24 protein-coding genes are annotated in these 26,400 nt (G+C 38.4%); 13 read left to right on the top strand and 11 right to left on the bottom strand.

All coding sequences use genetic code 11. From position 1 onward, the window contains the following. Window positions 1–219: 219 nt before the first annotated feature. The 3 genes from BLV99_RS03610 to BLV99_RS03600 all read left to right on the top strand — a co-directional run bounded on the left by BLV99_RS03610 (window position 220) and on the right by BLV99_RS03600 (window position 3,424). Window positions 220–903 (top strand): response regulator, encoded by a 684-nt coding sequence (locus BLV99_RS03610; RefSeq protein ID WP_086183344.1) that lies wholly within the window; start codon window positions 220–222, stop codon window positions 901–903. After that, a complete protein-coding gene (locus BLV99_RS03605; protein ID WP_092687815.1) occupies window positions 900–2,780 on the top strand; it encodes a sensor histidine kinase in 1,881 nt (626 codons plus the stop codon). The genes BLV99_RS03610 and BLV99_RS03605 overlap by 4 nt, the downstream gene beginning before the upstream one ends. A gap of 164 nt (window positions 2,781–2,944) precedes the next feature. Continuing rightward, entirely contained in the window at window positions 2,945–3,424 is a 480-nt protein-coding gene (locus BLV99_RS03600) for a hypothetical protein (protein ID WP_092687812.1), read from the top strand. Between the two features lie 57 nt (window positions 3,425–3,481). Here BLV99_RS03600 and BLV99_RS03595 read toward each other — a convergent pair whose 3' ends face one another. The 3 genes from BLV99_RS03595 to BLV99_RS03585 are packed head-to-tail and all read right to left on the bottom strand — an operon-like array spanning window position 3,482 to window position 5,643. Next, on the bottom strand, window positions 3,482–4,651 hold the full coding sequence (locus BLV99_RS03595; protein WP_092687809.1) for a ribosomal protein uL16 3-hydroxylase: 1,170 nt from the start codon (window positions 4,649–4,651) through the stop codon (window positions 3,482–3,484). 15 nt (window positions 4,652–4,666) lie between these two features. Beyond that, the gene (locus tag BLV99_RS03590) at window positions 4,667–5,260 is read right to left on the bottom strand and encodes a Maf family protein (RefSeq protein WP_074944664.1); all 594 of its coding nucleotides are present in this window, start codon (window positions 5,258–5,260) and stop codon (window positions 4,667–4,669) included. Continuing rightward, on the bottom strand, window positions 5,260–5,643 hold the full coding sequence (locus BLV99_RS03585; protein ID WP_092688051.1) for a DUF2237 family protein: 384 nt from the start codon (window positions 5,641–5,643) through the stop codon (window positions 5,260–5,262). The genes BLV99_RS03590 and BLV99_RS03585 overlap by 1 nt, the downstream gene beginning before the upstream one ends. A gap of 140 nt (window positions 5,644–5,783) precedes the next feature. Here BLV99_RS03585 and BLV99_RS03580 point away from each other — a divergent pair, with 140 nt between their 5' ends. The 4 genes from BLV99_RS03580 (at window position 5,784) to BLV99_RS03565 (ending at window position 9,511) form a co-directional block, all read left to right on the top strand. After that, on the top strand, window positions 5,784–6,971 hold the full coding sequence (locus BLV99_RS03580) for a phosphoglycerate kinase (RefSeq protein ID WP_092687806.1): 1,188 nt from the start codon (window positions 5,784–5,786) through the stop codon (window positions 6,969–6,971). Window positions 6,972–7,118: 147 nt separating this feature from the next. Continuing rightward, window positions 7,119–7,391, top strand: coding sequence for a hypothetical protein (locus BLV99_RS03575; protein ID WP_092687803.1), 273 nt, complete (start codon window positions 7,119–7,121; stop codon window positions 7,389–7,391). A 122-nt stretch (window positions 7,392–7,513) separates the two neighbouring features. Continuing rightward, window positions 7,514–8,551 (top strand): class II fructose-bisphosphate aldolase, encoded by a 1,038-nt coding sequence (fba, locus tag BLV99_RS03570; protein WP_086183338.1) that lies wholly within the window; start codon window positions 7,514–7,516, stop codon window positions 8,549–8,551. 96 nt (window positions 8,552–8,647) lie between these two features. Then, window positions 8,648–9,511 (top strand): DMT family transporter, encoded by an 864-nt coding sequence (locus BLV99_RS03565; RefSeq protein WP_092687800.1) that lies wholly within the window; start codon window positions 8,648–8,650, stop codon window positions 9,509–9,511. 308 nt (window positions 9,512–9,819) lie between these two features. Here BLV99_RS03565 and nfsB read toward each other — a convergent pair whose 3' ends face one another. Next, a complete protein-coding gene (nfsB, locus tag BLV99_RS03555) occupies window positions 9,820–10,473 on the bottom strand; it encodes an oxygen-insensitive NAD(P)H nitroreductase (RefSeq protein ID WP_092687794.1) in 654 nt (217 codons plus the stop codon). 82 nt (window positions 10,474–10,555) lie between these two features. On the opposite strand from nfsB, the gene BLV99_RS03550 reads away from it, so the two are divergent. After that, complete coding sequence (locus tag BLV99_RS03550) at window positions 10,556–10,849, top strand: hypothetical protein (RefSeq protein ID WP_092687791.1); 294 nt, start codon at window positions 10,556–10,558, stop codon at window positions 10,847–10,849. An 8-nt stretch (window positions 10,850–10,857) separates the two neighbouring features. Here the strand turns inward: BLV99_RS03550 and BLV99_RS03545 are convergent, their stop codons facing one another. Then, entirely contained in the window at window positions 10,858–11,577 is a 720-nt protein-coding gene (locus BLV99_RS03545; protein WP_092687786.1) for a UDP-2,3-diacylglucosamine diphosphatase, read from the bottom strand. 133 nt (window positions 11,578–11,710) lie between these two features. Then, entirely contained in the window at window positions 11,711–12,220 is a 510-nt protein-coding gene (locus BLV99_RS03540; protein ID WP_086183332.1) for a peptidylprolyl isomerase, read from the bottom strand. A 165-nt stretch (window positions 12,221–12,385) separates the two neighbouring features. On the opposite strand from BLV99_RS03540, the gene BLV99_RS03535 reads away from it, so the two are divergent. Further along, window positions 12,386–14,107 (top strand): glutamine--tRNA ligase/YqeY domain fusion protein, encoded by a 1,722-nt coding sequence (locus tag BLV99_RS03535; RefSeq protein ID WP_092687783.1) that lies wholly within the window; start codon window positions 12,386–12,388, stop codon window positions 14,105–14,107. Window positions 14,108–14,226: 119 nt separating this feature from the next. After that, a complete protein-coding gene (locus BLV99_RS03530) occupies window positions 14,227–15,138 on the top strand; it encodes a bestrophin family protein (protein WP_092687780.1) in 912 nt (303 codons plus the stop codon). Between the two features lie 25 nt (window positions 15,139–15,163). Here the strand turns inward: BLV99_RS03530 and BLV99_RS03525 are convergent, their stop codons facing one another. The 4 genes from BLV99_RS03525 to putA form a co-directional block, all read right to left on the bottom strand. Continuing rightward, complete coding sequence (locus BLV99_RS03525) at window positions 15,164–15,700, bottom strand: lecithin retinol acyltransferase family protein (protein ID WP_092687777.1); 537 nt, start codon at window positions 15,698–15,700, stop codon at window positions 15,164–15,166. Between the two features lie 340 nt (window positions 15,701–16,040). Beyond that, a complete protein-coding gene (locus BLV99_RS03520; protein WP_004651770.1) occupies window positions 16,041–16,268 on the bottom strand; it encodes a hypothetical protein in 228 nt (75 codons plus the stop codon). 252 nt (window positions 16,269–16,520) lie between these two features. Beyond that, on the bottom strand, window positions 16,521–17,606 hold the full coding sequence (trmA, locus tag BLV99_RS03515) for a tRNA (uridine(54)-C5)-methyltransferase TrmA (RefSeq protein ID WP_086183328.1): 1,086 nt from the start codon (window positions 17,604–17,606) through the stop codon (window positions 16,521–16,523). A 302-nt stretch (window positions 17,607–17,908) separates the two neighbouring features. Further along, complete coding sequence (putA, locus tag BLV99_RS03510) at window positions 17,909–21,664, bottom strand: trifunctional transcriptional regulator/proline dehydrogenase/L-glutamate gamma-semialdehyde dehydrogenase (RefSeq protein ID WP_086183327.1); 3,756 nt, start codon at window positions 21,662–21,664, stop codon at window positions 17,909–17,911. 119 nt (window positions 21,665–21,783) lie between these two features. On the opposite strand from putA, the gene BLV99_RS03505 reads away from it, so the two are divergent. Further along, window positions 21,784–22,275 (top strand): Lrp/AsnC ligand binding domain-containing protein, encoded by a 492-nt coding sequence (locus tag BLV99_RS03505; protein WP_086183326.1) that lies wholly within the window; start codon window positions 21,784–21,786, stop codon window positions 22,273–22,275. Window positions 22,276–22,325: 50 nt separating this feature from the next. Here the strand turns inward: BLV99_RS03505 and putP are convergent, their stop codons facing one another. After that, window positions 22,326–23,837, bottom strand: coding sequence for a sodium/proline symporter PutP (gene putP, locus BLV99_RS03500; RefSeq protein ID WP_092687773.1), 1,512 nt, complete (start codon window positions 23,835–23,837; stop codon window positions 22,326–22,328). A 459-nt stretch (window positions 23,838–24,296) separates the two neighbouring features. On the opposite strand from putP, the gene aspA reads away from it, so the two are divergent. Both aspA and BLV99_RS03490 read left to right on the top strand, forming a co-directional pair. Then, the gene (aspA, locus tag BLV99_RS03495; protein WP_092687770.1) at window positions 24,297–25,745 is read left to right on the top strand and encodes an aspartate ammonia-lyase; all 1,449 of its coding nucleotides are present in this window, start codon (window positions 24,297–24,299) and stop codon (window positions 25,743–25,745) included. Window positions 25,746–25,893: 148 nt separating this feature from the next. After that, a complete protein-coding gene (locus tag BLV99_RS03490; RefSeq protein ID WP_092687767.1) occupies window positions 25,894–26,247 on the top strand; it encodes a hypothetical protein in 354 nt (117 codons plus the stop codon). Window positions 26,248–26,400: the final 153 nt, after the last annotated feature.

Raw genomic sequence — 26,400 nt, 5'->3', positions numbered from 1 at the left:
AAGGAAACAGCGTATTTCGTTGTTTCTTTACAGCGTGATTGGTCTATGAATACATGGACTCACCCCCTCAAACTTTTTATTTTATCGTGCTAAATTGAAATGATAACGCTTAGAAAGACTGCAATATAATTTTAATGGTCAGTAAAACTCCTTGCTTTCAGGGATATGCTTTTCATTGTATTTGTCGTTATATTGAGTGGTCATAAAAGGGGATAGTTTGTGTCAGGATTAGAAACGATTTTACCTGTACCTGTTTTAATTGTTGAGGATGAAGATCTCATTCAAGAACGATTAAGGAAGATCTTGGCAGAATTGGGTTATGACAATGATGGACTCATTTTTGCTAAGAATCTGAAAGAAGCATTTTTACACATCGAACAGCAGCATATTTCCTTGGCATTGGTTGATTTAGGACTGCCTGATGGAAATGGGATCGAATTGATCGAAAAGCTGCGTGCGCAAGATAGTAGCGCCCTTATTTTAGTAATTTCAGCATGGAGTACCCAAGAAAGTTTATTTTCAGCAATTAAGGCGGGTGCAACAGGTTATGTTTTGAAAGAACGTGATGATGCTGAGGTTTTGTTATCTATACGAAGTATTTTGCGTGGGGGCGCGCCTATAGACCCTTTTATTGCACAAGAAATTTTAAAGCAGATCTCAGCTTCTGTCATTACAAGATCAAAGGGTGATAAGTCTTCGGATTCTGAAGTCGCACTTTTAACCAATCGTGAGACAGAAATCCTTGATTTGGTGGCGCAAGGGATGAGCAATAAAGAAATAGCAGAACAGTTGTTTGTCTCTAAATATACGGTTGAAAGTCACATTAAACATATTTATCGAAAATTATCGGTCACGAAAAGAACGAAGGCTGTGAGTACCGCGAGATCCTTAGGGATTTTATGAAACCTTCTGTTTTACATTGTTTTATTCTTTTTTTGCTATGTTTAGTCAGCAGAATCAGTTATGCAGAAATAAAACAAAGTGTTAATAGCCAATGCTCAGTGCATATAAACGCTATCTCTGCCGTAAAAACACCTTCACAGTTGGTTTTACCTAAGTATGGATGGCAGTCGGTACAATTACCAGATAATTGGGCGAAGCATTGGCAAGATTATAGCGGAAGTGCTTGGTATAAGATTCAGTGGAAATTATTATGCCAAGAGAATACAAGGCTTGCGGAACCCATTGCGTTTGCAGTTGATTATATTAATTCTGCGGGTGCCATTTTTTTAAATGGTGATTTACTTTGGCAAGACCAAAACCTGCAAGAACCGTTATCAAAAAGTTGGAACATGCCACGTTATTGGATCTTACCTGCATCAGGATTAAGGTCTGATCAAAATGAAATTTTGATCTATGTAAATGGTCATGCTTTTCAATCTGCGGGGTTGGGCGAAATTTCCTTTAATAATGTGCAACAAAATTATCAGCTGCATCAAAAAAAAATATGGAATTCTAGAACTTTATTTGAAATTAATATTATTTTATCCATCACTTTTGGCATTATCTGTTTTGTTATTTGGTTGTTAAGACCCAAAGAAACGACCTTTGGCTGGTTCGCATTAAGTTCATTGTTATGGGTATTATTTATTTCTAATGTGCTTATTACAGAGACATGGCCCTACTCAAACAGCTTAAGAGCAACCCAAGCCAATTTAGTTTTTTTTATTTTGTATATCTTGAGTTTTTGTATTTATTTACTCAGATTTATCCAAACACATTTTGTTAAAATTGAAAGAGCGATTGCTTTAGGGACTGTGTTTACCATCATTGGTATCTTTCTAACGCCACAGCATGCTGTTCGTTTTATTTTCCCACTGATATTTTTAAGTTATGTTAGTTTGTTTTTTATCACTTATTTGTATTTAAGCTATCAAGCCGTTAAATTGAGAAAAATGGAGTATGTTTTTTTAGCGATTAGCCTAACAGGAATCGTTATTTTTGCTGTACTGGATATTATATTATTATCATCGGAATCCATGTCCAACACCCAATCTTTATTGCCGTATAGTGCCCCGATTATTACTTTCTTTGTGGTGATGATATTGGGGTTGAGGTTGGTTCGCAATATAAAAAAAGTAGAAGCATTTAATGCAGAATTAGAAGTTAAGGTTAAGCAAGTAAGTGATGATTTAAGTTCAAGCTTAAATGAAAAACATCAGTTGGAAATTGAAAATGTAAGGTTACAAGAAAGAATACGCTTATCACATGATCTACATGATGGATTAGGTTCTTCATTGGTTCGTTCCATGATTTTAGTCGATCAAAGCGCACACAATATTCCAAATAAGCAATTTTTATCGATGCTTAAATTACTCAGAGATGATTTAAGGCAAATTATTGATAGTGGATCATCTGTAGATAATAAGATTCCAGTCAGTCCAATTATGTGGGTTGCTCCAGTAAGACACCGTTTTAGTCAGCTGATGGATGAACTAGAGATCTCATCTAAATGGACTTTTCCTCGTGAGTGGCAAGCAGTTCCCACGGCTTTGCAATGTTTAACCTTGATTCGTGTGTTAGAGGAAAGTTTAACCAATATTATTAAGCATAGTCAGGCAAAAAATGTAACAGTATCGATGGTTTATCTTCTAGAAAATCAGTTAAGTTTGCTTGTGCAAGATGATGGCGTGGGTTTTGATACTAATTGTGTGGAACAACAAGGGTTAAGTATTGGTATGCGCAGTATGAAAATGCGTTTAGAGCGAATCAATGCTGGGCTTAAATTGTCGTCTGTTACTGGATGTACCATAATACAAGCGATTGTTCAGCTTAAATGATTTCAGGTTGCTGAAATTAACCTTGCGACATATGGGGTATGATTGGAAAAATAAAATAATTCATAGCCTTTAAAATATGGGCTATTCAGTGCTTTATGTAAAAGAAAAAATATAATTCTAGATTTTAAAAAGTAAATACGCTGGCTAGGGGGCGAAGGGAAATAATGAATAATAATCTAAAATTACATACCAATATTCAGGAACTTAATGATTTAAAACGTTTTAATATTAAAGAGTTGAATCAGCTATTTAAAACAGGCAGATGTCCCAAGCTTGAATCTTTAAATGGTAGTGCAAAAGGTATTGTGATTAAACCCGCTTGGTTTGAGCGTTTAAACCTTTGGCGAGGTAAAGTATTCAATATTTTAGCTACGGGAGAGTTAACTGGTCTTAATCGATTAGGAATTGGAAAAATAGAAACTCAAAGGTATCAATTTAATGCCCATATCGGAAAATCACTTTTTAGTGATCAGGATGTTTTAATTATTAATCATGATTTATCTGTTAATCCAAATTGGGTTAGACGTTATCATGATGAAATAGTGCAGATAGATCCCCATATTTATTTAGCAACATCCCATTATAGAATTGGTAAAAAATTAAAAATTGTAAGTTATTTTGCTTTTGATTTTTCTAAAAAATAAACTTTAATTATTCTAGAGTATAAAAAGGGGAAATCTAATTTCCCCTTATTTTTGTGTTTATTCTTGGTCTGCCGCAGGTAATAGCATCAGAATCGACTCATTTAACAAGTTTACGATGTCTTCTAGCATATCTGGATCATCAAGTTTTTCATCGAGTAATATTGGATTGCCGTCAGCAATTTGTTTTAGAACGGGTGCAAATGCATCTGAAATACAAATACCTTCACCATTGGCCCAGAACAGCAATTGATCTTCGTCTTCGGTGTAGAGTAGACGCGATGCTGGTTCAAGGATGAGTGAATAGCCTAAATCAAGTGCTTCCTCTAAATCACCCGTACCAATTGCTTCAGCGTCTGGAATGTTTTCAGGATATTTCGCTTCTGACATTAGGCTCATGAGCGCATCTTCAAGCACGGTTGGATTTTGCAATTGTGCTAAAAGTTCTGCTTTTAAATACTCAAGTTCAGCCGGACTGATTTGACCAATTGGGCTGATTTTGTCGCGAATAATGTCCGCCAGTGGATTTTTAAGTAATTGATCAACAGCAAATTTATCACTCACGCGATCCATCATTTCAGCCACATTTGGCATACGGAAGCCAAAGGAGTAGGTCAGACATTCATCTTCAGCAACGCCATAGTGTGATAAACTCGGTGGGACATACAGTAAGTCACCTGGTGCAAGTACTTCATCAAAATTGACATCCATCTCTGGTAGTAATTTTAAGGGTTGACCTGCAACAAATTCGCTTTCTGCATCACACATTTGACCCAACTGCCAGCGACGATGACCGTAACCTTGCACTAAAAACACATCGTAAAAATCGAAATGTTTACCGACTGAACCACCTTTTTGGGCATAGGACACCATAATGTCATCACGGCGCCATTGTGGAATAAAAGGGAATTTTTTCCATAGTTCAGCCAAATCAAAAGAGTAATGATCAACAGCTTGAACCAGTAGTGTCCAAAGTTTAGGCATTTTTTGGAAATCGGCTTTTATTAAAGGCGATGATTTCACTGACCATTGGTTTGGATCTTTATCTTTCTGTTTGATTAAACGTGCAGTGATATTTTCATCCAGTGCAAGTTCCATTACATCATTCGGTTCTAACAGTTTTGCAATTTCTGGAAGTGCATTACGTACCAGTAATGGTTTTTTTTGCCAATATTCGGCAAGGAATTGTTCAGCGGTAATTCCGCCTAATATATCTAAAGGTTGAGACATAAATACAGCCTAAAATTAAGGAACTAAAATATTCAATTGACGCAGGATATGGCACAGCTGAATCATTGGCATGCCCATGAGTGTGGTTTGATCTTGCCCACTCATTTGCTCAAATAAGCTGATTCCTAAGCTTTCACATTTGAAACTGCCAGCACACATGAGAGGTTGTTCGACTTCAATATAGCGTTCAATTTCCGCCAGTCCGAGTTTACGAAATTTAACTTTATAGTGTTCAACCAGTGTTTGCTCAAAGCCTGTAGCCAGTTGTTGTACACTTAATGCTGTACTGAAATAAACGATTTTATCGGAGTTGGCTTGTAGTTGTTTGACGGCCTTTTCAACAGTCAAAGGTTTACCAATAAAAATATCAGGTGCACCTTCACGCCATGCCACTTGATCTGATCCAATGACGATGGCTTCAGGATGCTGTTCTGAAATCACTTTGGCTTTTTCAAAAGCCAGCCGTTTGGCTAAATGGTCAGCATGATTTTCACCGCGTGGAGATTCATCAATATCAGGCACAATGCTTTGATAATCGATGCGAAGACGATTCATTAAGTCTTTACGGGTTTGACTGCTGGAAGCCAAAATAATTTGAGATGTATTCATTACACTGCATATTCCATAAGAACATCAAGCGGAACATAAGAGAGCACAGCTTGATGGCAAGCTTGAATTTTAATAGGGGGAGCAATACCAGCTTGGTAAGCATCTACCCAGCGAGTCACACAAATACACCAAAAATCACCCGGTTCTAAACCCGGAAAATCGACTTCTGGTAACGGCGTGATCAAGTCATTACCTACTTTTTGCGAAAAATTAAGAAACTCAGCGGTCATTTGTGCACATATTGTATGCTGACCTAGATCTATTGTCGCTGTATGACAAAAACCGTTACGAAAATATCCCGTAATAGGAGAGTAGCAACAACTTGCCAATGGTTCGCCTAAAACATTTAAGCGATTGATATTTGGATCTGGATGAATAGACATGCGTTCCGAATCATTATGTGACTTTTGACTATCATAATCAAAACTTTGTCTTTCGACAGCTTTTATGCAAAAGAAGCTAACCTTTTTCTGCATAATCATTTAAAATCGGGCGATTTTTATATCTATCAAGAGAGCTATACATGAATTTTCAGCGTATGACTGACCTCGATTTAACAGGTAAACGCGTTCTTATTCGTGAAGATTTAAACGTGCCTGTCAAAAATGGTGAGATTACAAGTGATGCACGTCTACGCGCTGCACTTCCTACTATTAAAGCAGCGATTGAAAAAGGCGCTGCGGTAATGGTTTGTTCTCACCTTGGTCGTCCCGTTGAAGGTGAAGCTAAACCAGAACAGTCTTTAGCCCCAGTTGCTGCTTATTTGACTCAAGCTTTGGGTCAGGACGTGCAATTATTGACAGATTATTTAGCGGGTGTTGACGTTGCAGCGGGTCAAGTTGTATTGCTTGAAAATGTGCGTTTCAATCATGGTGAAAAGAAAAATAACCCTGAACTGGCACAAAAATATGCAGCACTTTGTGATGTGTTTGTTATGGACGCTTTTGGTACAGCACATCGTGCAGAAGCTTCAACTGAAGGTGTGGCTCGTTTAGCGCCAGTTGCAGCAGCAGGGCCTTTACTTGCTGCTGAATTAGACGCACTTGGTCGTGCGCTTAAAACACCTGAGTCTCCAATGGTTGCCATTGTTGCCGGTTCTAAAGTTTCAACTAAACTTGATGTACTGACTTCGCTTTCTACAATTTGTGATCAAATTATTGTTGGTGGTGGTATTGCCAATACCTTCCTTGCTGCGGCTGGTTACAACGTGGGTAAATCACTGTGTGAAACAGATTTGATTGATACAGCTAAAGCGATTGCGGCAAAAGTTTCAGTACCGTTACCAACTGATGTTGTGGTTGCAGATGCAGCTGAAATTGACTTTGCTGATTTCTTGGGTTCATTGGCAAACGCAACCGCCGTCGTTAAGAACGTTGCCGATGTGACTGACAACGATATGATTTTAGACGTTGGCCCAGAAACAGCAAAAGCATTTGCTGAAATGATCAAAACGTCAAAAACAATTCTTTGGAATGGCCCAGTTGGTGTATTTGAGGTTGATCAATTCGGTGAAGGGACTAAAGCATTGTCTTTAGCCATTGCTGACTCGGCAGGTTTTTCTATCGCAGGTGGTGGTGATACTTTAGCTGCAATCGACAAATATGCCGTGGCGGATAGAATTGGTTATATCTCTACAGGTGGCGGTGCTTTCCTTGAATTTGTGGAAGGTAAAACACTTCCAGCCGTTGCAGTATTACTTGAACGTGCATAATTGACAGCAATGTCAGGATGACTGTTTGATGAAAAGGTTGATCTCATGATCAGCCTTTTTTGTTTTTGATTCATTTTTTCGTCATTAAAATGAAATATAACTGCAATAAAATCATGTTCATTAAATCTCCCGCGGTAGGAAAATCGGATGAACTTAAAACTAACACTTGCAGCATTACTGATTGCACCTTTAGCTTTAACTGCTTGTGCGAAGAAAGATGAAGCCCCTAAAAATGAGACAGCTGAAACTGTAGCAGTAGAAGAAAAAGTCACACCAGAACAGCAAGCAGTCATTGATTCAATTGATCAACCTGTTTTGGATGAAAAAAATACAGATATACCGGCGGCAGTCTCGAATGTCGATGCAGATGCAGAGACCCCTGTGGTTGAAGAAGCGGCTTCGAACGCAACAACGCATTAAGTTTGTCATTTTTTATTTAAAAGTCCCTGCATTTGCAGGGACTTTTTTTGAAATAGTGTTTTTTCTTGCTGAATTGAAAGCAATCAGCATGTAGAATATGGGGCATTACCTGGGAGGACATTATGGCTCTTATTTCATTGCGCCAGCTCTTGGATCACGCCGGTGAACACAACTACGGCGTACCAGCATTTAACGTAAACAATTTAGAACAAATGCGCGCAATTATGTTAGCCGCAGATGAAACGAATTCACCTGTTATTGTTCAAGCATCTGCGGGTGCTCGTAAATATGCAGGCGCTCCGTTCTTACGTCATTTAATTTTGGCTGCAATTGAAGAATGGCCGCATATTCCAGTGGTGATGCATCAAGACCATGGTACAGATCCTGATGTATGTCAGCGTTCTATCCAATTGGGCTTTTCATCAGTGATGATGGACGGTTCACTCGGTGCAGATGGTAAAACACCAACTTCATACGAATATAACGTAGATGTAACTCGTCGCACTGTTGCGATGGCTCATGCATGTGGCGTTTCAGTTGAAGGTGAGATTGGCTGCTTGGGTAGCCTTGAAACTGGTATGGCTGGTGAAGAAGATGGTGTAGGCGCAGAAGGCGTACTTGACCATTCACAGCTATTAACTTCAGTTGAAGAAGCAACTCAATTTGTTGCAGATACCAATGTAGATGCTTTGGCAATTGCAGTAGGTACTTCACATGGTGCGTACAAATTCACCCGTCCACCTACAGGTGATATTTTAGCCATTGACCGTATTAAAGAAATTCATGCGGCATTGCCAAATACACATCTTGTAATGCACGGTTCAAGCTCTGTGCCACAAGAATGGTTGGCTGTGATCAATGAATTTGGCGGTGACATCAAAGAAACTTATGGTGTTCCTGTAGAGCAATTGGTTGAAGCAATCAAACACGGTGTGCGTAAAATTAATATCGACACTGACTTACGTTTGGCTTCTACGGGTGCAATGCGCCGTATGATGGCTGAAAAACCAAGCGAATTCGATCCACGTAAATTCTTTGCTGAAACTGTTGTTGCAATGAAACAAATTTGTGTAGATCGTTATACTGCATTTGGTACAGCAGGTCATGCAGACAAGATTCGTCCAATTTCTTTAGAGAAAATGGTCAATCGTTATAAATAATCACTAAAGATTATCTATAATCAAAAGCCCACATTTATTGTGGGCTTTTTTGTATTTAACCCTCAACCATTATAAATAAGCAAAATAAGGCAAAAGATGGAACTTATATTGGCAGCAGCATGCTGTAGCGTCATTGTCTCAATTCTTTTAAAGCTCGCTAAAGCGCAAGGTTTTGATGCATTACACATGATTGTATGGAACTACGCTTCTGCAAGTGTATTGTGCTTTCTCTGGTTTAAGCCAGATTTACAGCATGTTTCAATCATCAATACGCCGTGGTGGCTAATTATTGCTTTGGGTATTTTGCTGCCGAGTGTTTTTTTATGTTTAGCGAAGTCTTTGCAATATGCAGGTATTGTGAAAACTGAAATTGCCCAGCGTTTATCCGTGGTCTTGTCTTTATTGGCTGCATTTTTTATTTTTCAGGAACAGTTCAATACGCTAAAAATAATCGGTATTGTTTTAGGGGTTTTAGCTGTATTAAGTCTTTTATTTTCCCATCAGCAAGACAAGACAGGGCAGTCATCGACAAAGCAAGCCATGCTGTATCTTGCATTGGTCTGGTTTGGCTATGCTTTCATTGATGTTTTGTTGAAGTATACGACTGGATTAGGGGTTCAGTTTGCCGTTGCACTGAATTTAATGTTTATTTGTGCTTTTATTTTGTCATTGGCTTATATTGCCATGACCACCAAGACTGTTGGTAACAGAAAAAATATACTGGCTGGAATGGGATTGGGTCTGTTAAATTTTGCCAATATTGCACTTTACGTTAAAGCACATATGCTCTTGAAAGACACACCTGCAATTGTCTTTGCAGGTATGAATATTCTTGTGGTGGTATTGGGTGCATTCAGTGGTTTAATCATCTTTAAGGAAAAATTAACACCAATGACTGCATTAGGTTTGGCGTTGGGTTTAGCCAGTGTTATTTGTTTAGCTTATGCGATATCTGTTTAAGTAAATTTTTTGCGAAAGTACTTGGGTATTTAATGAGATCTGTGATTTCGGCGGTGCCTAGAAGCAAACCCGCCTTTTTGCAATCAGGGCAGTCAGGATAAAAAGCAAGAGCATCTATTCGATATGGATGCATATAAATTTTATTACAGTTTGTACATTCGAATTTTATTGGCATTTTAGTGGCAACTAGCATAAAGATGTCCGACCGTTTAATTTTTGTGCAAATATACCTGAATAATGTTTAAAAAATAAGTCCTGAAATGACATAAAAGAGGAATATATCCCCTTTTATTGTAATTAATTTTTAATTAAAGCTGAGTGAAGATTTCTTCTTTACTTAAACGAGATTTTGGCAATCTTGCATTAAAATCATTTTCGCTACGATAACCCAGTGTCAGTAATACAGACGGTATTAAACCTTTTTCGGTTAACTGCAATTCATCATTAATGATTTGTTCATCAAAACCACCAATTGGTGTTGCATCAATGCCTTCAATCCCTGCCGCTAACAAAATTTGACCCAGTGCAATAAAGGTTTGATTTTCAGCCCAACGCTGAATATCACCTTTTTCATTGCGGTAGTAATTGACATAGCCTGCACGGCTATCTTTTTGTCCTTGTTTCGCGTTTGAATCTTTAAAGCGACCACTGATATCATCCTGAGTTAACAGGTTGTCTAAATGTTGTTCGCTGATATCTGCTTTGGTACAAAATAAAATAGTGTGTGATGACTCTAAAACTTTAGGTGCATTATAGGCATACTTTCCAACCAACGCTTTTGCGATACGCTCTTTAGCCACCGGATTGTCAGCAATAAAGAAATGCCAAGGTTGAATGTTGATAGAAGATGGCGTTAAACGTAAAATTTCTAATAAACGGTTAATTTGTTCTTGCGGAATTTTTCGAATCGGATCATAGGCTTTTGTTGTATAACGAGTTTTTGATATATTTAATAAATCCATGATTAAAACCAAATTAAGTGATTATGTATTTAATAATAGCAAATAATGTATTCATAACTAATAATTTAAAATAAGGAAGCGTATGGCAAAATATCAAATATTGTTACCAGATGATATTGATGAAATAGAATGGTTGATTGAAGCAAAAGGTTGTTTTAGATTAGATGTTGAAATTGAAACAGAAATTTATGAATTTAACTTTTATGATTCTGTAAGATTGATTCAAACAATGAATGATGGTTTAGCGTGTAATACATATTTTTTTGAGCAAAATCTCGTGGTCTTACCGATGGTGAATATCGTAAATATGCGGGCATTTATTGAACAGATAATTGATACAGTTGAAATCAATTCTTTTGTGGTGAATAAAAAATAATCATACTGTTAAAGTATTTTAAATTGAATGAATTGCCATTCCGCATTTTCATTCATTTCCAAAATCATTGCTTCAGATGTTTTTTCACGCCAATCACCTAAAACAATACGAGTCTTGCCAAATTCATGGTGAATTTTAGGGCGATGCGTATGTCCATGAATCAGTAAATCCACCGATTGAAGGGATTGTTCAACCGCAAGTTGATTTACATCCATAATGGCATAGGATTTTACTTGTTTGGTTTCTGCACTTTTTTTACGGAAGCCATTAGCCAACTTCTGACGGAAACTGAGTGGCATACTTTTAAGAAAGCCCAAAAGCAGTGGATTGCGAATAATCTTACGAAATTTTTGATAGGACACATCATCGGTACACAGTAAATCGCCATGCTCGAGGCGTATTTGAATGTGACCTATTTTTAATGTATCGACATCGGGCAATAAAATGCCGTTAAATTGTTTTAGAAATCGCTTACCTAAAGCAAAATCACGATTGCCAACTTGGAAATAAACTTGATTGCCAGCTTGATTGAACTGTTTTAGAGCATGAGTAACGTCATCTAACCATGGGGCAGTGTAGTCATCGCCAATCCACGCATTAAACCAATCACCTAAAATATAGAGTTGGGTATTTTTGTCTTGATAGTGTGTCAATAAATCCAAAAAACCCCGAACGAGTCGAGGGTGTTCAGGTGACAAATGTAAATCAGCGATAAACAGATAGGTCACTTATTTTTCCTTTTAAATCTCCCTAAATCCCTCTTTGAGAAAGAGGGACTTTCCAACTTTTATATTAAAGGAATAAACCTTTATTTTATGGAGGAAAGTTCCTCCCTTTTTAAAGGGAGGTTAGGAGGGATTTTTATTCAGCAATAATTTTAGCAGATTCGATCACAACATTTTCTAAAGGAACGTCAGCATGGTAACCACGGTTGCCAGTGCGAACACCTTTAATTTCGTTAACGATGTCTAGACCTTCAGTAACTTTACCAAATACAGCATAACCCCAACCTTGTGCAGTTTTGCCAGAGTGGTTAAGGAACGCGTTGTTACCAACGTTAATGAAGAATTGAGCAGATGCAGAATGTGGAGCTTGAGTACGCGCCATTGCAATGGTGCCTAAGTCATTTTTTAAGCCATTGTCAGCTTCATTTTCAATAGAATCACGAGTCGCTTTTTCTTTGAAATTTTCATCCATGCCGCCACCTTGGACCATGAAACCGTCAATCACACGGTGGAAAATTACGCCATCATAAAAACCATCACGAACGTATTCTAAAAAGTTAGCAACAGTTTTTGGTGCTTTTTCTGAGTTAAGTTCAAGAACAATACGTCCTTTATTGGTGTTTAATTCGACTTGAGGAAAACTCATTTTATAATCTCCTGATCATGGACAAAAAAGCCATGGGTTTTTGGTTGAGAGAAGCATAAGCAAACTGTAAACTACAAGGCAAGCAAAAACGCGACTTTCTTTGTTAAAAAACGAGAATCGCGTTTTAATTATCCTATTTTATCTTATAGAAGTGATTTATCAACTATGAAGCCGAATGATGTTGTTTCATCCCTGCCAAATAACCCGACAACTAATACTCAATCTGTCGATGCTGCGCAGCAAGAACAACAGCCGGGCTTAGACTTTGTACGCCAAGTCATTACCGAAGATCTAGCAGCGGGTCGTACAAAGCAGGTGGTGACGCGTTTCCCACCAGAACCAAATGGCTATTTACATATTGGTCATGTCAAAGCTATTTGTTTGAACTTTGGTATTGCACAAGAGTTTGATGGCGTATGTAACCTGCGTTTTGACGATACCAATCCCGATGCAGAAGAACAAGAATATGTCGATGGGATTGCCAACGATGTAAAATGGTTAGGTTTTGATTGGAATGGCGAACCACGCTATGCATCAAGCTATTTTGACCAACTGCATACGTGGGCGATTCAATTGATCAATCAAGGTGATGCTTATGTCGATTTGCAATCGCCTGAAGAAATTCGTTTAAACCGCGGTAATTTTGTTGAACTGGGGAAAAACTCACCTTATCGTGATGTGAGTGTGGAAGAAAATCTTGCACGTTTTACTCAAATGAATAATGGCGAGTTGGGTGAAGGTCAAGCGGTGCTACGTGCCAAAATTGATATGGCTTCTCCAAACGTGCATATGCGTGACCCGATTTTATATCGTGTATTGCATTCTGAGCATCATCAAACAGGTGATACATGGAAAATGTATCCAATGTATGACTACGCTCATCCATTATCTGATGCGATTGAAGGCATTACCCATTCACTGTGTACCCTTGAATTCCAAGATCACCGTCCATTCTATGATTGGGTTGTAGAGAAAGTTAAATCTGAAGCTGTTCCACGTCAGTACGAATCGAGTCGTTTAAATATTGATTACACCATTACCTCTAAGCGTAAGCTTCGTAAGCTGGTAGAAGGTGGTCATGTCAATGGTTGGGATGATCCACGTATGCCAACCGTTGTCGGTATGCGCCGTCGTGGTTTTACTGCGGAAGGATTGCGTGATTTCTGTAAGCGTGTAGGCGTGTCTAAAACAGATGGTATTGTCGATGTGGCAATGCTTGAGTTCTGTATTCGTCAATCACTGGAAAATACCGCTGCACGTGGTATGGCGGTATTAAACCCGCTTAAAGTGACTTTAACCAATCTTCCTGAAGATATGGATTTAACCCATTCACGTCATCCAAATGTCGACATGGGCGAGCGTATTATTCCTTTATCGAAAGAAATTTATATTGATCGTAAAGATTTCGAAGAAGTGCCACCAAAAGGCTTTAAACGTTTAATTCCTGAAGGTGAAGTACGTTTACGTCATGCTTATGTAATTAAGTGCGATGAAGTGATTAAAGATGCAAACGGTGAAGTGATTGAGCTGAAATGTTCAATTGACCCTGAAACTTTAGGTAAAAACCCTGAAGGGCGTAAAGTGAAAGGAGTAGTGCATTGGGTTTCTGCAACTCAAGGTATTGCTGCGGAAGTCCGTGTTTACGACCGTTTATTTACTGAAGCCGCACCAGATGTCGATGATGATTTCTTGGCGCACTTAAACCCAGATTCTTTAACGGTACTTCAAGCCGTGATTGAACCTGCATTGGCACAAGCGCAACCTGAAGATCGTTTCCAGTTTGAACGTGAAGGTTATTTCGTTGCGGATCAATATGATCATACCAGCGACAAACCTGTGTTTAACCGTATTTTGGATTTAAAAGATAGTTTTAAACCAGGCAAATAACGAAAGCAGGATATTTTTAGTAAAAGATTGGCATTCAAGCTGAATGTCACTATGCTGAAATAAGCCATAAAAGCTCAACTTAGGTTGGGCTTTTTTATGCAGATCAATAAGGACTTGCCATGATTATTCGAGATAAAACCAATAGTTTTGCACTACTGTTTGCTTGGCACGGCACAATTTTGCCTAAAGTTTTTCCTGCACTGATGGTGGTGGTACTGATCTCGACGACTTTGGTTTATTTGTCGAAGCAACATTATGTTTTAGTGCCAGAAGTTCCTGCGATAGGTTTTACTGTTTTTGGGGTGATCTTATCGATCTTTCTAAGCTTTAGAAATACTGCGTGTTATGAGCGTTGGTGGGAAGGGCGCAAGTTGTGGGGTGCTTTAATTGCCAATTCACGACATATGATACGAGATAGCTATGTGTTAGATGATCAACCGCGTGAAGTATTGATGTACCGTATCATGCTGTTTACTCATTTGTTACGTGATCGGCTCCGCAAACAGACGCATTCATTTGAACATTATCAGCTACATGTACAATTGACAGAACCGCAATGGCAGATGCTGAGTGGTCATATGAACCCACCGCAATATGTATTGGAAATCATGCAAAAAGATTTAGTGGCTATTTATAAACGCGCTGAAATTACAGATATTATTTATAGTACCTTAACCAAACATACGGTTGCGATTGGTGATATTCATGCAGGTTGTGAACGAATTTCATCGACACCGCTGCCATTTTCATATTCTGTGCTGCTACATCGTGCGGTATATTCATTTTGCTTTATTTTGCCCTTTAGTCTTGAGTCAAGTTTAGGGGTTTGGACACCTGTCATTGTCGCGCTGATTGCTTACTTATTTTTAGGTTTAGATGCCTTAAGTGCAGAGCTGGAAGAACCATTTGGCATTCAGGAAAATGATTTGGCTTTAGATTCTATGGTACGCAACATAGAGCGGGAAATGCTGTGTTCATTGGGTGAAGAGTTACCGCCCGTGATTGTTGCTCATAAAGCGAATTTGATTTAAAAATTTACCTCTGCTAGAACTTAAATTACGGGTTTTTATGCTTATCATCTTTTAAAAATAAATAATCTATATTTTTATGCTTGGCTTTATCGCGTAATTTCTTTTTGATATACAAAACCAATGCAAAACAGGTGGTGGTGACCGTCAATAGCATACTGTTCATATAACTCATAATTGAACTGACATAGCCAATGGTGGTGAGTCGATTCATCATACGGATCACTTGCGGGCTGCTTTCCACCCCTGTAATGGCCCAAGTGCATAAATGTTCACAGTTATTAATAATTAGATGATAGCTGTTTTCATTCATGCGTGAGCGCATACGGCGAACCACTTTACGACCGACAAATTTTGGCTGAGCATAGCTTTGAACAATAATGGTTTTGCCAAAACTGAATTTTTCCAGTGATGTAATTTCAATCGGACGTTTTTTGAATAAATGTGCAAAACCTGAATAATGAATGACTCGACCACGACCTGCATAAATGCCATGGTGAGAGTATCCCCAATGCTTGACGATCAGATGTGTCCCTAAAGGAAATCGTGTTTTATGCTGCCGCATCGTACGCTTAGCCCATAAAGTTACAAGTGTATATTGTTGATGTAGTTTACTGTTTCTGTATGAAAGAATCGAATATTTCATTCAGCTAATATGTTTGTTATGCTTTTATTAAAAATAAGCGCCATATTGCTTCTTCAATAGCTTGTATAAAAAGCAATCGCCTTTGTGGTTGGTTAGAGTAATGTTTTTAATAAAAGACTCAAGATGAGTTCAATTCATTTGAGGTAAAAATGGGTAACTCAGAAAGAAATGAGGGGGCAATAAAGCTTAAGGATCTATCTATTGGATAAGCAAATAAAAAAGCATTTAGATGATCTAAATGCTTTTTAGTCAGATTCTACTACTGGAGTGGTAGATGCTGTAGTTCATTTAACTCTTTACGGCTATAACCTCGCGAAGCTAGAACCTTTTTAATTCCAATGATCACTTCTTCATCTGTCGCTTTTGCTAAAGCTTGAATCAGTTGTTCATTCGATTTACAAGAGCAATCATTTTCGACACAAGAAATTTGATTCTTCTGTTCGTTTTGCTGTTGATTAGCAGAAAACAGCTTTTGCCAAAAACTCATAGAGCCTTCATACATAACTTAATATAGTTCGAAATATAGCCAATATAATAAATAAAACAAGCCTACTAAAGCGATAAAAGCAGCAATTGAACAGTAAATTTTCCGATAGTAGCAGAAGAGTTTAACGATATTATGACATTTACAAATGGTATTTCATTATAAGTTATTGATTTTTATTTTAATAAAAAATGAAGCTCAATTGAGCTCCATTAGACTGTAAGAAATTAGGTTTTTTACAACGAAATAAATTGTTTAAATTTTTTCGAGCAGTACGCCTGATTCTACATGATGGGTATATGGGAATTGGTCAAACATCGCAAATTTAGTAATCTTATGCGTGGTTGCTAAAGTCTTTAAGTTGTCTTGTAACGTATCAGGATTACATGAAATATAAATGATGCGTTCAAAGCGTTGGATCAACTTTAAGGTTTCATCATCAATGCCTGCACGTGGCGGATCAACAAAAACAGTGTCGAAATCATAGCTTGAGATGTCAATATTTGCTTCTTGTAAACGACGGAATTCACGTTCACCATTATAGGCTTGAGTGAACTCTTCCGCCGATAGACGTGCAACTTGAATATTGTCAATTTGATTTTGTTCAATATTCCACTGTGCAGCATAAACCGATGATTTAGCCAGTTCTGTCGCCAGTACACGCTTGAACTTGGTTGCAAGCGGTAGGGTGAAATTACCATTACCACAGTACAGCTCAAGTAAGTCTTTCTCTGACTGTTCAGCAGCATTACATGCCCATTCCAGCATTTTTTGGCACACTTGTGCATTGGGCTGTGTGAAGCTACTTTCGATTTGTTTGTATTGATAAGTCCGGTCAAAAACTTGGAGTTCTTCAACCACATACTCATCAGACAAGACAAATTTTACACCGCGACTACGACCAATCAATTTAATGTTGAGTTGTTCGGCTAAAGCTTTGGCAGCAACTTCCCACTCTTGTTCAAGTTTACGGTGGTAAATGAGTGAAACAAGCACTTCACCACTTAACGTGGCCAGAAAATGTGCTTCAAATAAACGTGCTTCCAAAATAGGATTTGCTTTTAACGCTGCCAATAATTTTGGCATTAAATCATTAATGCTTTGATCTGCAATTGGGAATTCATCTATACGAATAACGGTTTTTTGATTGTCGTCTTCATTGCGTTCAAACATGGCATAGAACATATCATCTTCAGTATGCCAAATACGAAATTCTGCACGCATACGGAAGTTTTGTTCAGGCGACTGAAACACTTCTAAAGAAGGGGGATTAAATTCGGCAAATTGAGCAGAAATACGTGCAATCTTGGCATCAAGTTGTAACTGATAAGCTGAAGTCATATGCAGTAAAAATCACAAACACATTGAAAACAGGGATGGTAACAAAGTTTGAATAAGATGACTAAACTTATTCCCAATTAAGCAGTAGAAATATAGGGTGAATAGGTCTTTTATGTGGATCTGCTGTTGATCTTATTTATTGCCGTTAAAAGTGTTCTTGCAATAGGTGTATCAAAATCAGCTGAGTAATGATGGATCAATTTATAAAAAAATAGCCAAGTCAACAGGATTAGGGAGTCGTTGACTTGGCTGAAAAGGAAAAGATATTTTGTTATAGGGGAGCTAAATGTTGGTTTTTAGCTTTACGTTAGTGTCATTAGGCTGGCATTTCCTCCTGCTGCCGCAGTATTAATACTAATGGCACGCTCAATGACTAGACGCTCAACAGGAATCTCTTGTTCAGCAGGTTGCAAGTGTGTGATTCCCACAATTGCACCTTGACGCTGTGCAATCGTGTTTTGTAACTCAAGCAATTGTGCTGTCGTACCGTGATGGAGTACCGCATCAAAATTACCTGTTGCAATGCTTTGAATAATTTTGAATTGTTGTGCTACTACCTTTGGCATAGAAGACATGTATTTCAGAGCAAATATATTGTCTGCTAAAACCGCAGCTTTGCTACCCACGGCAAAAATTGCATTGAGTTGAGTCAATTGATCCTGTTCTTGTTCAGCAAGCGACAATACGCAGTGACGTGCAACAATCGTATATTGGTTGCTTTCTCCTGTAGGGCCATTTAATTCATAGACCTGACCAGAAGCAAGTGCAGGCAATTGAGGCAATTTAACTTGTGTGAACTGTTGTTTTACCCAAGCACTGAATTGCTCATACACCACATTTTGTGGCGCTTGCTGTAACACTTTGCCTGTCGCAAATGGTGTGCTTAATTGTTTGGCACTACATTCTTGCATTAAGCGATAGAGGTATAATGGACCACCCGCTTTAGGGCCAGTACCTGATAAACCTTCACCACCAAAGGGTTGAACGCCTACAACAGCACCAACGATGTTGCGGTTGATATACAAGTTACCCACTTCAGAATGGCTAATCACAGTTTGAATTGTTTCATCAATACGTGTGTGAAGACCCATGGTTAAGCCGTAACCTTTTGCGTTGATTTGATCTACTACAGCTTTTACATTACCTTGAGGATAGCGGATTACGTGTAATACAGGACCAAAGACTTCACGTTCAAGATCATTTAAGTTTGGTAATTCAATCAACGTAGGTGGAATGAATGTACCTTGAGTCAGGTTCATATCTGCATTGTCGTTATGCATGAATTGATGAACGGCATATCCTTTGGCACGCATTTTTTCAATGTGGTTTTGGATATTGGTTTTTGCTTCTAGATCAATTACAGGGCCAATGTCAGTTTTTAATAATGCAGGATTGCCTACATTCAACTGTTGCATTGCACCTTTGAGCATATGAATAACGCTTTCGGCATTGTCTTCTTGTACGCAAAGAATACGTAAGGCCGAACAACGTTGACCAGCACTGTCATAAGCCGAGCTGACAACATCTAAAACCACTTGTTCGGTTAATGCAGATGAGTCGACAATCATCGCATTTTGACCACCCGTTTCCGCAATTAACGGAATAGGTTGACCAGATGTGCTTAGGCGTTTAGCGACTGTTTTCTGAAGAATTTTTGCGACTTCAGTCGAACCTGTAAACATAATGCCTTGGATACGAGAGTCGGCACTTAATTGTGCACCCACAGTTTCACCACGACCCGGAATTAACTGTACCACAGCTTCTGGAACACCCGCTTCCCAAAGCATTTGAATTGCAAGGGCAGCAATAAGCGGAGTTTGCTCAGCAGGTTTTGCAATAACGGTGTTACCCGCAACCAATGCTGCTGAAATTTGACCGCTAAAAATAGCCAGTGGGAAGTTCCATGGGCTAATACACAATACTGTACCTAATGACTCAATTTGTGCAGTTGTTGGTAAGTTAATGCCCTGAGCAGCGTAATAACGTAAGAAATCAACTGCTTCACGCACTTCAGCAATCGCGTTGGCATAGGTTTTACCACTTTCACGACATAGCAAGACCATAAGCTCTTGGATACGACTTTCCATAAGGTCGGCAGCACGATTTAGGCATGCAGCACGTTCATTTTTTGGTGTATTTATCCAAGCTGCTTGTGCATTTGTAGCATTGGTCAAGGCTTGATTGACCTGTTCAGCTGAAGCTTCTTTTACTGTACCTACAACATTGTTGTGTTGAGCAGGATTGTTTACCGTCAGTTCCGTAGCAGCAGTAATGTCAGCTAAGTTTGGACCCATTGGCTGAGCAGTCCATTGCTGTTGCAATAAATTTTGTACTGTTGTGTCTAAATTAATTAGATCACTGTCATTTGCTAAATCTACGCCTAATGAGTTTGGGCGTAATGCACCATATAAATTCTGTGGTAACGGAATCGCAGGGTGTTTTAAGCCAACAGATTGTTCTTGCTTCGCAGATGTTAGAATCGTTTCGCGTGGATTTTCGATTAAATCTTGAATCTGTAGGGTTTTATCAGCAATACGGTTTACGAATGATGTATTGGCACCATTTTCTAATAAACGACGGACTAAGTAAGCCAATAAAGTTTCATGAGTACCTACTGGTGCGTAAATACGGCAAGGAATATCCAATTTTTTTTCAGACTTCGGACCGACCACTTGTTCATAAAGTGGCTCACCCATACCGTGTAAGCATTGGAATTCGTATTGACCTACATAATATTTCTCAGGGTTTGCCAATTGATAAATTGTGGCAACAGTCTGAGCATTATGTGTCGCAAATTGTGGGTAAATTTGATCTGGTGCAGCCAACAGCTTTTTCGCACATGCAATATATGACAAGTCTGTATGCACTTTACGTGTAAATACAGGGTAGTCACTCATACCTTCAATTTGTGCTTTCTTGATTTCGCTGTCCCAGTATGCACCTTTTACTAGACGAATCATCAGGCGTTTTTGGCTACGTTTTGCTAAATCAACCACATAGTCGACCACGTAGAAACAGCGTTTTTGGTAGGCCTGAATGACAAAACCAATGCCTTTCCAATCAGCAAGTGTCGGTTCAAAACATAGGCGCTCTAGAAGTTCTAAAGAAATTTCTAAACGCTCAGATTCTTCAGCATCAATGTTTAGCCCAATGTTGTAGCCTTTAGCCAAGCGCGCTAACTCAAGTACTTTGCCATAAAGTTCGTTGTGAACACGTTCTACTTGTGAACGTTGGTAACGTGGGTGTAAAGCAGAAAGTTTGATGGAGATACCAGGGCCGTTGTAAACATCTTTGTCTTTTGATGCTTTACCAATGGCATGAATGGCATCGCTATAATCTTGATAATAACGTTCAGCATCATGTTCAGTCAGTGCGGCTTCACCCAGCATGTCGTATGAATAACGGAAACCTTTGTCTTCTAGACGTTCTGCATTGCCTAGAGCTTCTTTGATGGTTTCGCCAGTAACAAACTGTTCACCCATCATACGCATAGCCACGTCAACAGCTTTACGGATTACACCGCGACCACTACGTGCTAATAAGCCAGTCAATAAGCTTGATAAACTGGTTTGCTTTGGTGTTTCCATCAGCATACCTGTTAACATTAAGCCCCAAGCTGCGGCATTGACAAACATCAGGTTACTTTGACCGAGGTGTTCTTTCCAGTTGCCTTGATTAATTTTGTCACGAATGAGCAAGTCACGCGTTGCACTATCTGGAATCCGCAGCAAGGCTTCAGCCAAGCACATCAGTGCAATACCTTCTTGCGAAGATAAAGAGAACTCTTGCAATAAGCCTTGTACAATACCTGCTTTACCTGAAGAACTTTTACGTTCACGTAAAGTATGTGCAAGGTTAAAAGCCAAATCTTGAATACGCGTATTTAATTCATCTGGAATTTTGCTATGCTCAAGTAGATTCTCAACACATTCGGATTCGGCACGACGCCAAGCAGTGTTTATCTCTGATTCATAAGCACTTTTTTCTTTGAAAAGCGTAATATATTCGTAGTGAGGTTTTGCCTCATCATGAAGGGGAGAGGTTTCTATTGTATTCATGCCAACGTCCTGTACCGAGCAAATTTTTTGTTGAGTGAAATACCTAATATAATTTATGATTACAGAAATAAGACCGAATAACTCACTATAATCTTTATTCATTTTAGAGAATAATTCAGATGACGAGCCCGATTTTTACCTTGGACAGAACGGATATCAAAATTTTAGATATTCTGCAAAATGATGGTCGAATTTCAAATATAAAACTGGCTGAAACGGTTAATTTGTCAGCGACTGCTGCTTTGGCACGGGTGCAGAAATTGACGAAAGATGGCTTTGTTTTGGGTTATGAAGCAAAGCTAAATCCTGAAATGCTGAATGCCAGTTTTGTGGTTTTTGTGGAAATTTTATTGGATAAAACCACACCGAATGTTTTGGAGGAATTTTCTGATGCCGTGATGCAATATCCAGAAATTGTGGAATGTCATATGATTAGTGGCGGCTTTGATTTTGTGGTGAAAATTCGCTGTGCCAATATGGAAGAGTTCCGCAGAATTTCGGGACAGGTATTGTGGCGACTTCCTGGGGTAAAAGAAACCCGAAGTTATCCAGTCATGGAAGTCATAAAAGAAAGTTCTAAATTAAATCTTAAAATCAAAAAACAAAGATAAAAAATAAAGGGGCGATAAGCCCCTTTATTTATACGATAGTGAAGCCCAAATTATTTGCTCTTCAAGGAAGCCATTTCTCGTTTGTAAATAGCATCTGCTTGTTCAAAACGCTCAACTACATCTTTTTCAGGTGCTTTGCCAAGGAGGCTCACAACAATGATACTGATGAATGACAAGATAAAGCCTGGAATAATTTCATATAGTCCAGTACTCGCCATCGTGTTTTTCCACAAAATAACGGTTACAGCACCGACAAGAATTCCGACAATCGCGCCGTTTAAAGTCATACGCTTCCAGAACAAAGATAGGATGATGAGTGGGCCAAATGCAGCACCGAAACCTGCCCATGCATAGGAGACTAAGCCTAAAACCTTACTGTTCGGATTGCTTGCAATCATAATTGCCAAGATGGCAATACATGCAACCATTAAACGACCGATCCAAACTAATTCTTTTTGAGACGCGTTTTTACGGATAAATCCTTTGTACAAGTCTTCAGTTAAAGTACTAGAACAGACTAGAAGTTGACAGCTTAACGTACTCATCACGGCTGCAAGAATTGCCGCAAGAATAATACCTGCCACCCATGGGTTGAATAAAAGTTTAGTCAATTCTATGAAGATGGTTTCAGGATTTTGAGAAATAGCTGATGCAAATTCAGGGTGTTGCTGGAAGTATGCAATCCCAATGAAGCCTGCAGCAACCGCGCCACCAAGACATAAGATCATCCATGTCATACCAATGCGACGTGCGGCAGGAATCGTTTTAACGGAGTCTGCTGCCATAAAGCGCACAAGGATATGTGGTTGACCAAAATAGCCTAAACCCCATGCCATTGAAGATAAAATTGCAACAGTACTTAAACCCTCAAGCATGTTCATCGCTTGTGGGCGAGCAGCCTCAAGCAATAAGCCAAATTGTTGGTTATGATCATCAATTGCTAAATAAGTGATGACTGGTGTCAGCAACAAAGCAAAGATCATTAAGCCTGCTTGGAATGTATCTGTCCAACTGATTGCAAGGAAGCCACCGATACAAACATAAGAGATTGTAGCGATTGCACCAATCCAAAGTGCAGTTGTGTAATCCCATCCGAAAAGGCTTTCGAATAAACGTGCACCAGCAACCATGCCTGAAGCACAATAAATGGCAAAGAAGATTAAAATAACAAATGCAGAAATAATACGTAGCACACGTTTCTTATCACCAAAACGACCAGTGAAATAATCTGGTAACGTTAGTGCATTATTTTGAATTTCGGTATGAACACGTAAACGTCCAGCTACCAAAAGCCAGTTTAACCATGCGCCAATAATTAGACCAATGGCAATCCATGCCTCAGATAAGCCCGAAAGATAAATCGCTCCTGGTAAGCCCATAAGCAACCAGCCGCTCATGTCAGAAGCACCTGCAGAAAGTGCTGTCACTACGCTTCCAAGACTACGTCCACCGAGAATGTAATCTGAGAAATCCGTTGTAGCCTTGTAGGCATATAAGCCAATACCGACCATTGCGACAATGTAAAAAATAAAGGTGATTAATGTGGGGTTCACTTGACTCATATGCCCATCCTTTGTCCTGAAATCATCAATCCGAGATGATTTTTTGAGCTGCAATAGCGAGGAGCTGATTCAATCATAAAATCAAAATTACTTACTGTTACATTTCTAGAGTAATTATAGTGATTTTATGTAGCGAAATGTATTTCCAGATACAATTGGAGAAAAGATTATAAAATGAAAAGATTATAAACATGATGCTAAATGCCATTCCTCTTTTGGGTATATTTAATTACTGTAAATTTAGAATCAGTCTAAAAAGATTTCTGAGTTTCATTTTTAATGAGAAAAATTTGAATATAACCAACAATATTACAAGTTGTTACAGTCGCTACAAAATGAATGTACTTGATTATTGAGTATTGCTTAATAGATATCTTTTTACTGTATTCAAAATAAAGCAAAGGTTTAGAGTTTCTTATATTGCACAATTCTAGTGCATAAAATGTGAGTATATTTAAAGTGTCTACGGTTCAACTCGATCATACAAGAATAGAGCGTGATTTATTAGGAGCGAAAGAAGTTCCTGTAGCATGCTATTACGGTATTCATACTTTACGTGCTTTAGAGAATTTTCAAATCTCTAATCAAAAAGTAGGAACTCATCCTCATTTTATTCGTGCTCTGGCGCAAGTCAAAAAGGCTTCAGCACAAACCAATTTGAAATTTACCAAAATTTCTGAACAAGTGAGCCAAGCCATACAGTTTGCGTGTAATGAATTAATTGAGTTTCCAGAGAAATGGAGTACTGCTTTTCCCCTAGATGTTTATCAAGGGGGTGCAGGAACATCAATTAATATGAACAGCAATGAAGTGTTGGCGAATATTGCTTTAGAACATTTAGGTTTTCAGAAAGGTCAATATGAACATATTCATCCCAATGATCATGTGAATAAATCGCAATCGACCAATGACGTCTATCCGACGGCTTTGCGTTTAGCGACCTATTATAGTTTGGATGATCTGTTAAGTCAGATCCAAAAATTGATTGATACATTACATATAAAGGTTGCAGAATTTCAATTTGTTTTAAAAATGGGGCGAACTCAATTACAAGATGCCGTTCCAATGACACTGGGGCAAGAGTTTCGTGCTTTTGCGACCTTATTAAAAGAAGATATACGTTTGATTCAACGTACACGTGAGCTTTTATTAGAAGTGAATTTAGGTGCGACAGCCATTGGTACAGGCATAAATACACCTAAGGGTTATGCGTATGAAGCCGTTCAAGCTTTAAATAAAATTACGGGTTTGAATTTAATTGGCGCAGAAGACTATGTTGAAGCGACCAGTGACTGTGGTGTGTTTATTATTTTATCCAGTACGCTGAAACGACTTGCAGTTAAACTTTCAAAAATCTGTAATGATTTACGCCTATTAAGTTCTGGGCCGCGTACGGGTTTAGCTGAAATACGTTTACCTGAATTACAAGCAGGCTCATCCATTATGCCTGCAAAAATTAATCCAGTGATTCCTGAAGTGGTTAACCAAATTGCATATCGAGTGATTGGCAATGATTTAACGGTAACACTGGCTGCGGAAGCAGGACAATTACAGTTAAATGTCATGGAACCCGTCATTGCTATTGCAATTAATGAATCAATTGAATTACTCACACAAGCGGTTAAAAGCTTAGATGATAAATGTATTCAAGGCATTCAAGCCAACGAACAAGTCTGTTATGACGCGGTCATGCGGAGTGTTGGTATTGTCACTTTATTGGATCCTATTTTAGGTCATGCTAAATGTGATGAAATTGGTAAGCAATGTATTGCTGAAAATAAAACTATTCAACAAGTGGTTTTAGAGCAAGCGTTACTGACTCAAGAGCAGTTAGATGAAATATTTTCATTTAGTAATTTGGTTTCAGAAGTTACAACAGTACAAGAGTCTTTAGCACAGGTAAGCTAAGTTTTGGGTGCAAAATTAATCCTGAAGTCGTGATTGAGTGGTGATAAAGGGGGAGTGGCTTAAGTTACTCCCTTTTTGATGGAAAATAGTCGTGCATAGACCTTAGCTCAGGTTAAAATAGGTTGGATTTTTAATATTTGTAATGCTTATGTTGAATAAACTCGCTGGACTGTTTAAAAGTTCAAAAGAATCTGCTGAACAACTGTTTTTAAAAGAACATCATATCCAGTTTGATCAAGTGCAGGGCTATATCATCGATGGTATTGTGGTCAATGAACTTTCAGAACGCTTGGCTTATTTTTCAAATCGGAAATTAAGTCATTTTAACGATTTAAAAAAACTGTATTTCACTGCGATGATTATCAATGAAAAAATTGATCTTGAAATTGCCAATCAACGCTTTGTAGCACGTTTAGGTAATACTGAAGAAAATTTATTGCAGCTGAAGCAGATGATTAAAAAGTTAAATGACTATTATCGAATTTTTTTGCGCGACAAATAATAAAAAATAGAATTTGAGTCATTAGACTTCTTTTATAAGTCGTTTTTTAATCAATACAAATTGTTTGAAAGCCAAAATTTAAAAACAAATTCTAGGAAGTATTGGATTCATGAGTGTGGCATGGATGCCACACGTTTCCCATCCTTGCGCTGC

This window comes from Acinetobacter kyonggiensis (assembly GCF_900107285.1).
GTDB lineage: Bacteria > Pseudomonadota > Gammaproteobacteria > Pseudomonadales > Moraxellaceae > Acinetobacter > Acinetobacter kyonggiensis.
This window is presented reverse-complemented; position numbering and strand designations above follow the sequence as displayed.

Coding starts and splice junctions, on each gene's coding strand:
- BLV99_RS03600 (WP_092687812.1), top strand. CDS start 2,945: ATGAATAATAATCTAAAATTACATACCAATATTCAGGAACTTAATGAT.
- putP (WP_092687773.1), bottom strand. CDS start 23,837: ATGAGTCAAGTGAACCCCACATTAATCACCTTTATTTTTTACATTGTC.
- BLV99_RS03540 (WP_086183332.1), bottom strand. CDS start 12,220: ATGAGTTTTCCTCAAGTCGAATTAAACACCAATAAAGGACGTATTGTT.
- BLV99_RS03585 (WP_092688051.1), bottom strand. CDS start 5,643: ATGTCTATTCATCCAGATCCAAATATCAATCGCTTAAATGTTTTAGGC.
- BLV99_RS03550 (WP_092687791.1), top strand. CDS start 10,556: ATGGCAAAATATCAAATATTGTTACCAGATGATATTGATGAAATAGAA.
- nfsB (WP_092687794.1), bottom strand. CDS start 10,473: ATGGATTTATTAAATATATCAAAAACTCGTTATACAACAAAAGCCTAT.
- BLV99_RS03580 (WP_092687806.1), top strand. CDS start 5,784: ATGAATTTTCAGCGTATGACTGACCTCGATTTAACAGGTAAACGCGTT.
- BLV99_RS03575 (WP_092687803.1), top strand. CDS start 7,119: ATGAACTTAAAACTAACACTTGCAGCATTACTGATTGCACCTTTAGCT.
- BLV99_RS03520 (WP_004651770.1), bottom strand. CDS start 16,268: ATGAGTTTTTGGCAAAAGCTGTTTTCTGCTAATCAACAGCAAAACGAA.
- BLV99_RS03505 (WP_086183326.1), top strand. CDS start 21,784: ATGACGAGCCCGATTTTTACCTTGGACAGAACGGATATCAAAATTTTA.
- BLV99_RS03605 (WP_092687815.1), top strand. CDS start 900: ATGAAACCTTCTGTTTTACATTGTTTTATTCTTTTTTTGCTATGTTTA.
- BLV99_RS03535 (WP_092687783.1), top strand. CDS start 12,386: ATGAAGCCGAATGATGTTGTTTCATCCCTGCCAAATAACCCGACAACT.
- BLV99_RS03595 (WP_092687809.1), bottom strand. CDS start 4,651: ATGTCTCAACCTTTAGATATATTAGGCGGAATTACCGCTGAACAATTC.
- BLV99_RS03590 (WP_074944664.1), bottom strand. CDS start 5,260: ATGAATACATCTCAAATTATTTTGGCTTCCAGCAGTCAAACCCGTAAA.
- trmA (WP_086183328.1), bottom strand. CDS start 17,606: ATGACTTCAGCTTATCAGTTACAACTTGATGCCAAGATTGCACGTATT.
- fba (WP_086183338.1), top strand. CDS start 7,514: ATGGCTCTTATTTCATTGCGCCAGCTCTTGGATCACGCCGGTGAACAC.
- BLV99_RS03525 (WP_092687777.1), bottom strand. CDS start 15,700: ATGCGGCAGCATAAAACACGATTTCCTTTAGGGACACATCTGATCGTC.
- BLV99_RS03530 (WP_092687780.1), top strand. CDS start 14,227: ATGATTATTCGAGATAAAACCAATAGTTTTGCACTACTGTTTGCTTGG.
- BLV99_RS03565 (WP_092687800.1), top strand. CDS start 8,648: ATGGAACTTATATTGGCAGCAGCATGCTGTAGCGTCATTGTCTCAATT.
- BLV99_RS03490 (WP_092687767.1), top strand. CDS start 25,894: ATGTTGAATAAACTCGCTGGACTGTTTAAAAGTTCAAAAGAATCTGCT.
- putA (WP_086183327.1), bottom strand. CDS start 21,664: ATGAATACAATAGAAACCTCTCCCCTTCATGATGAGGCAAAACCTCAC.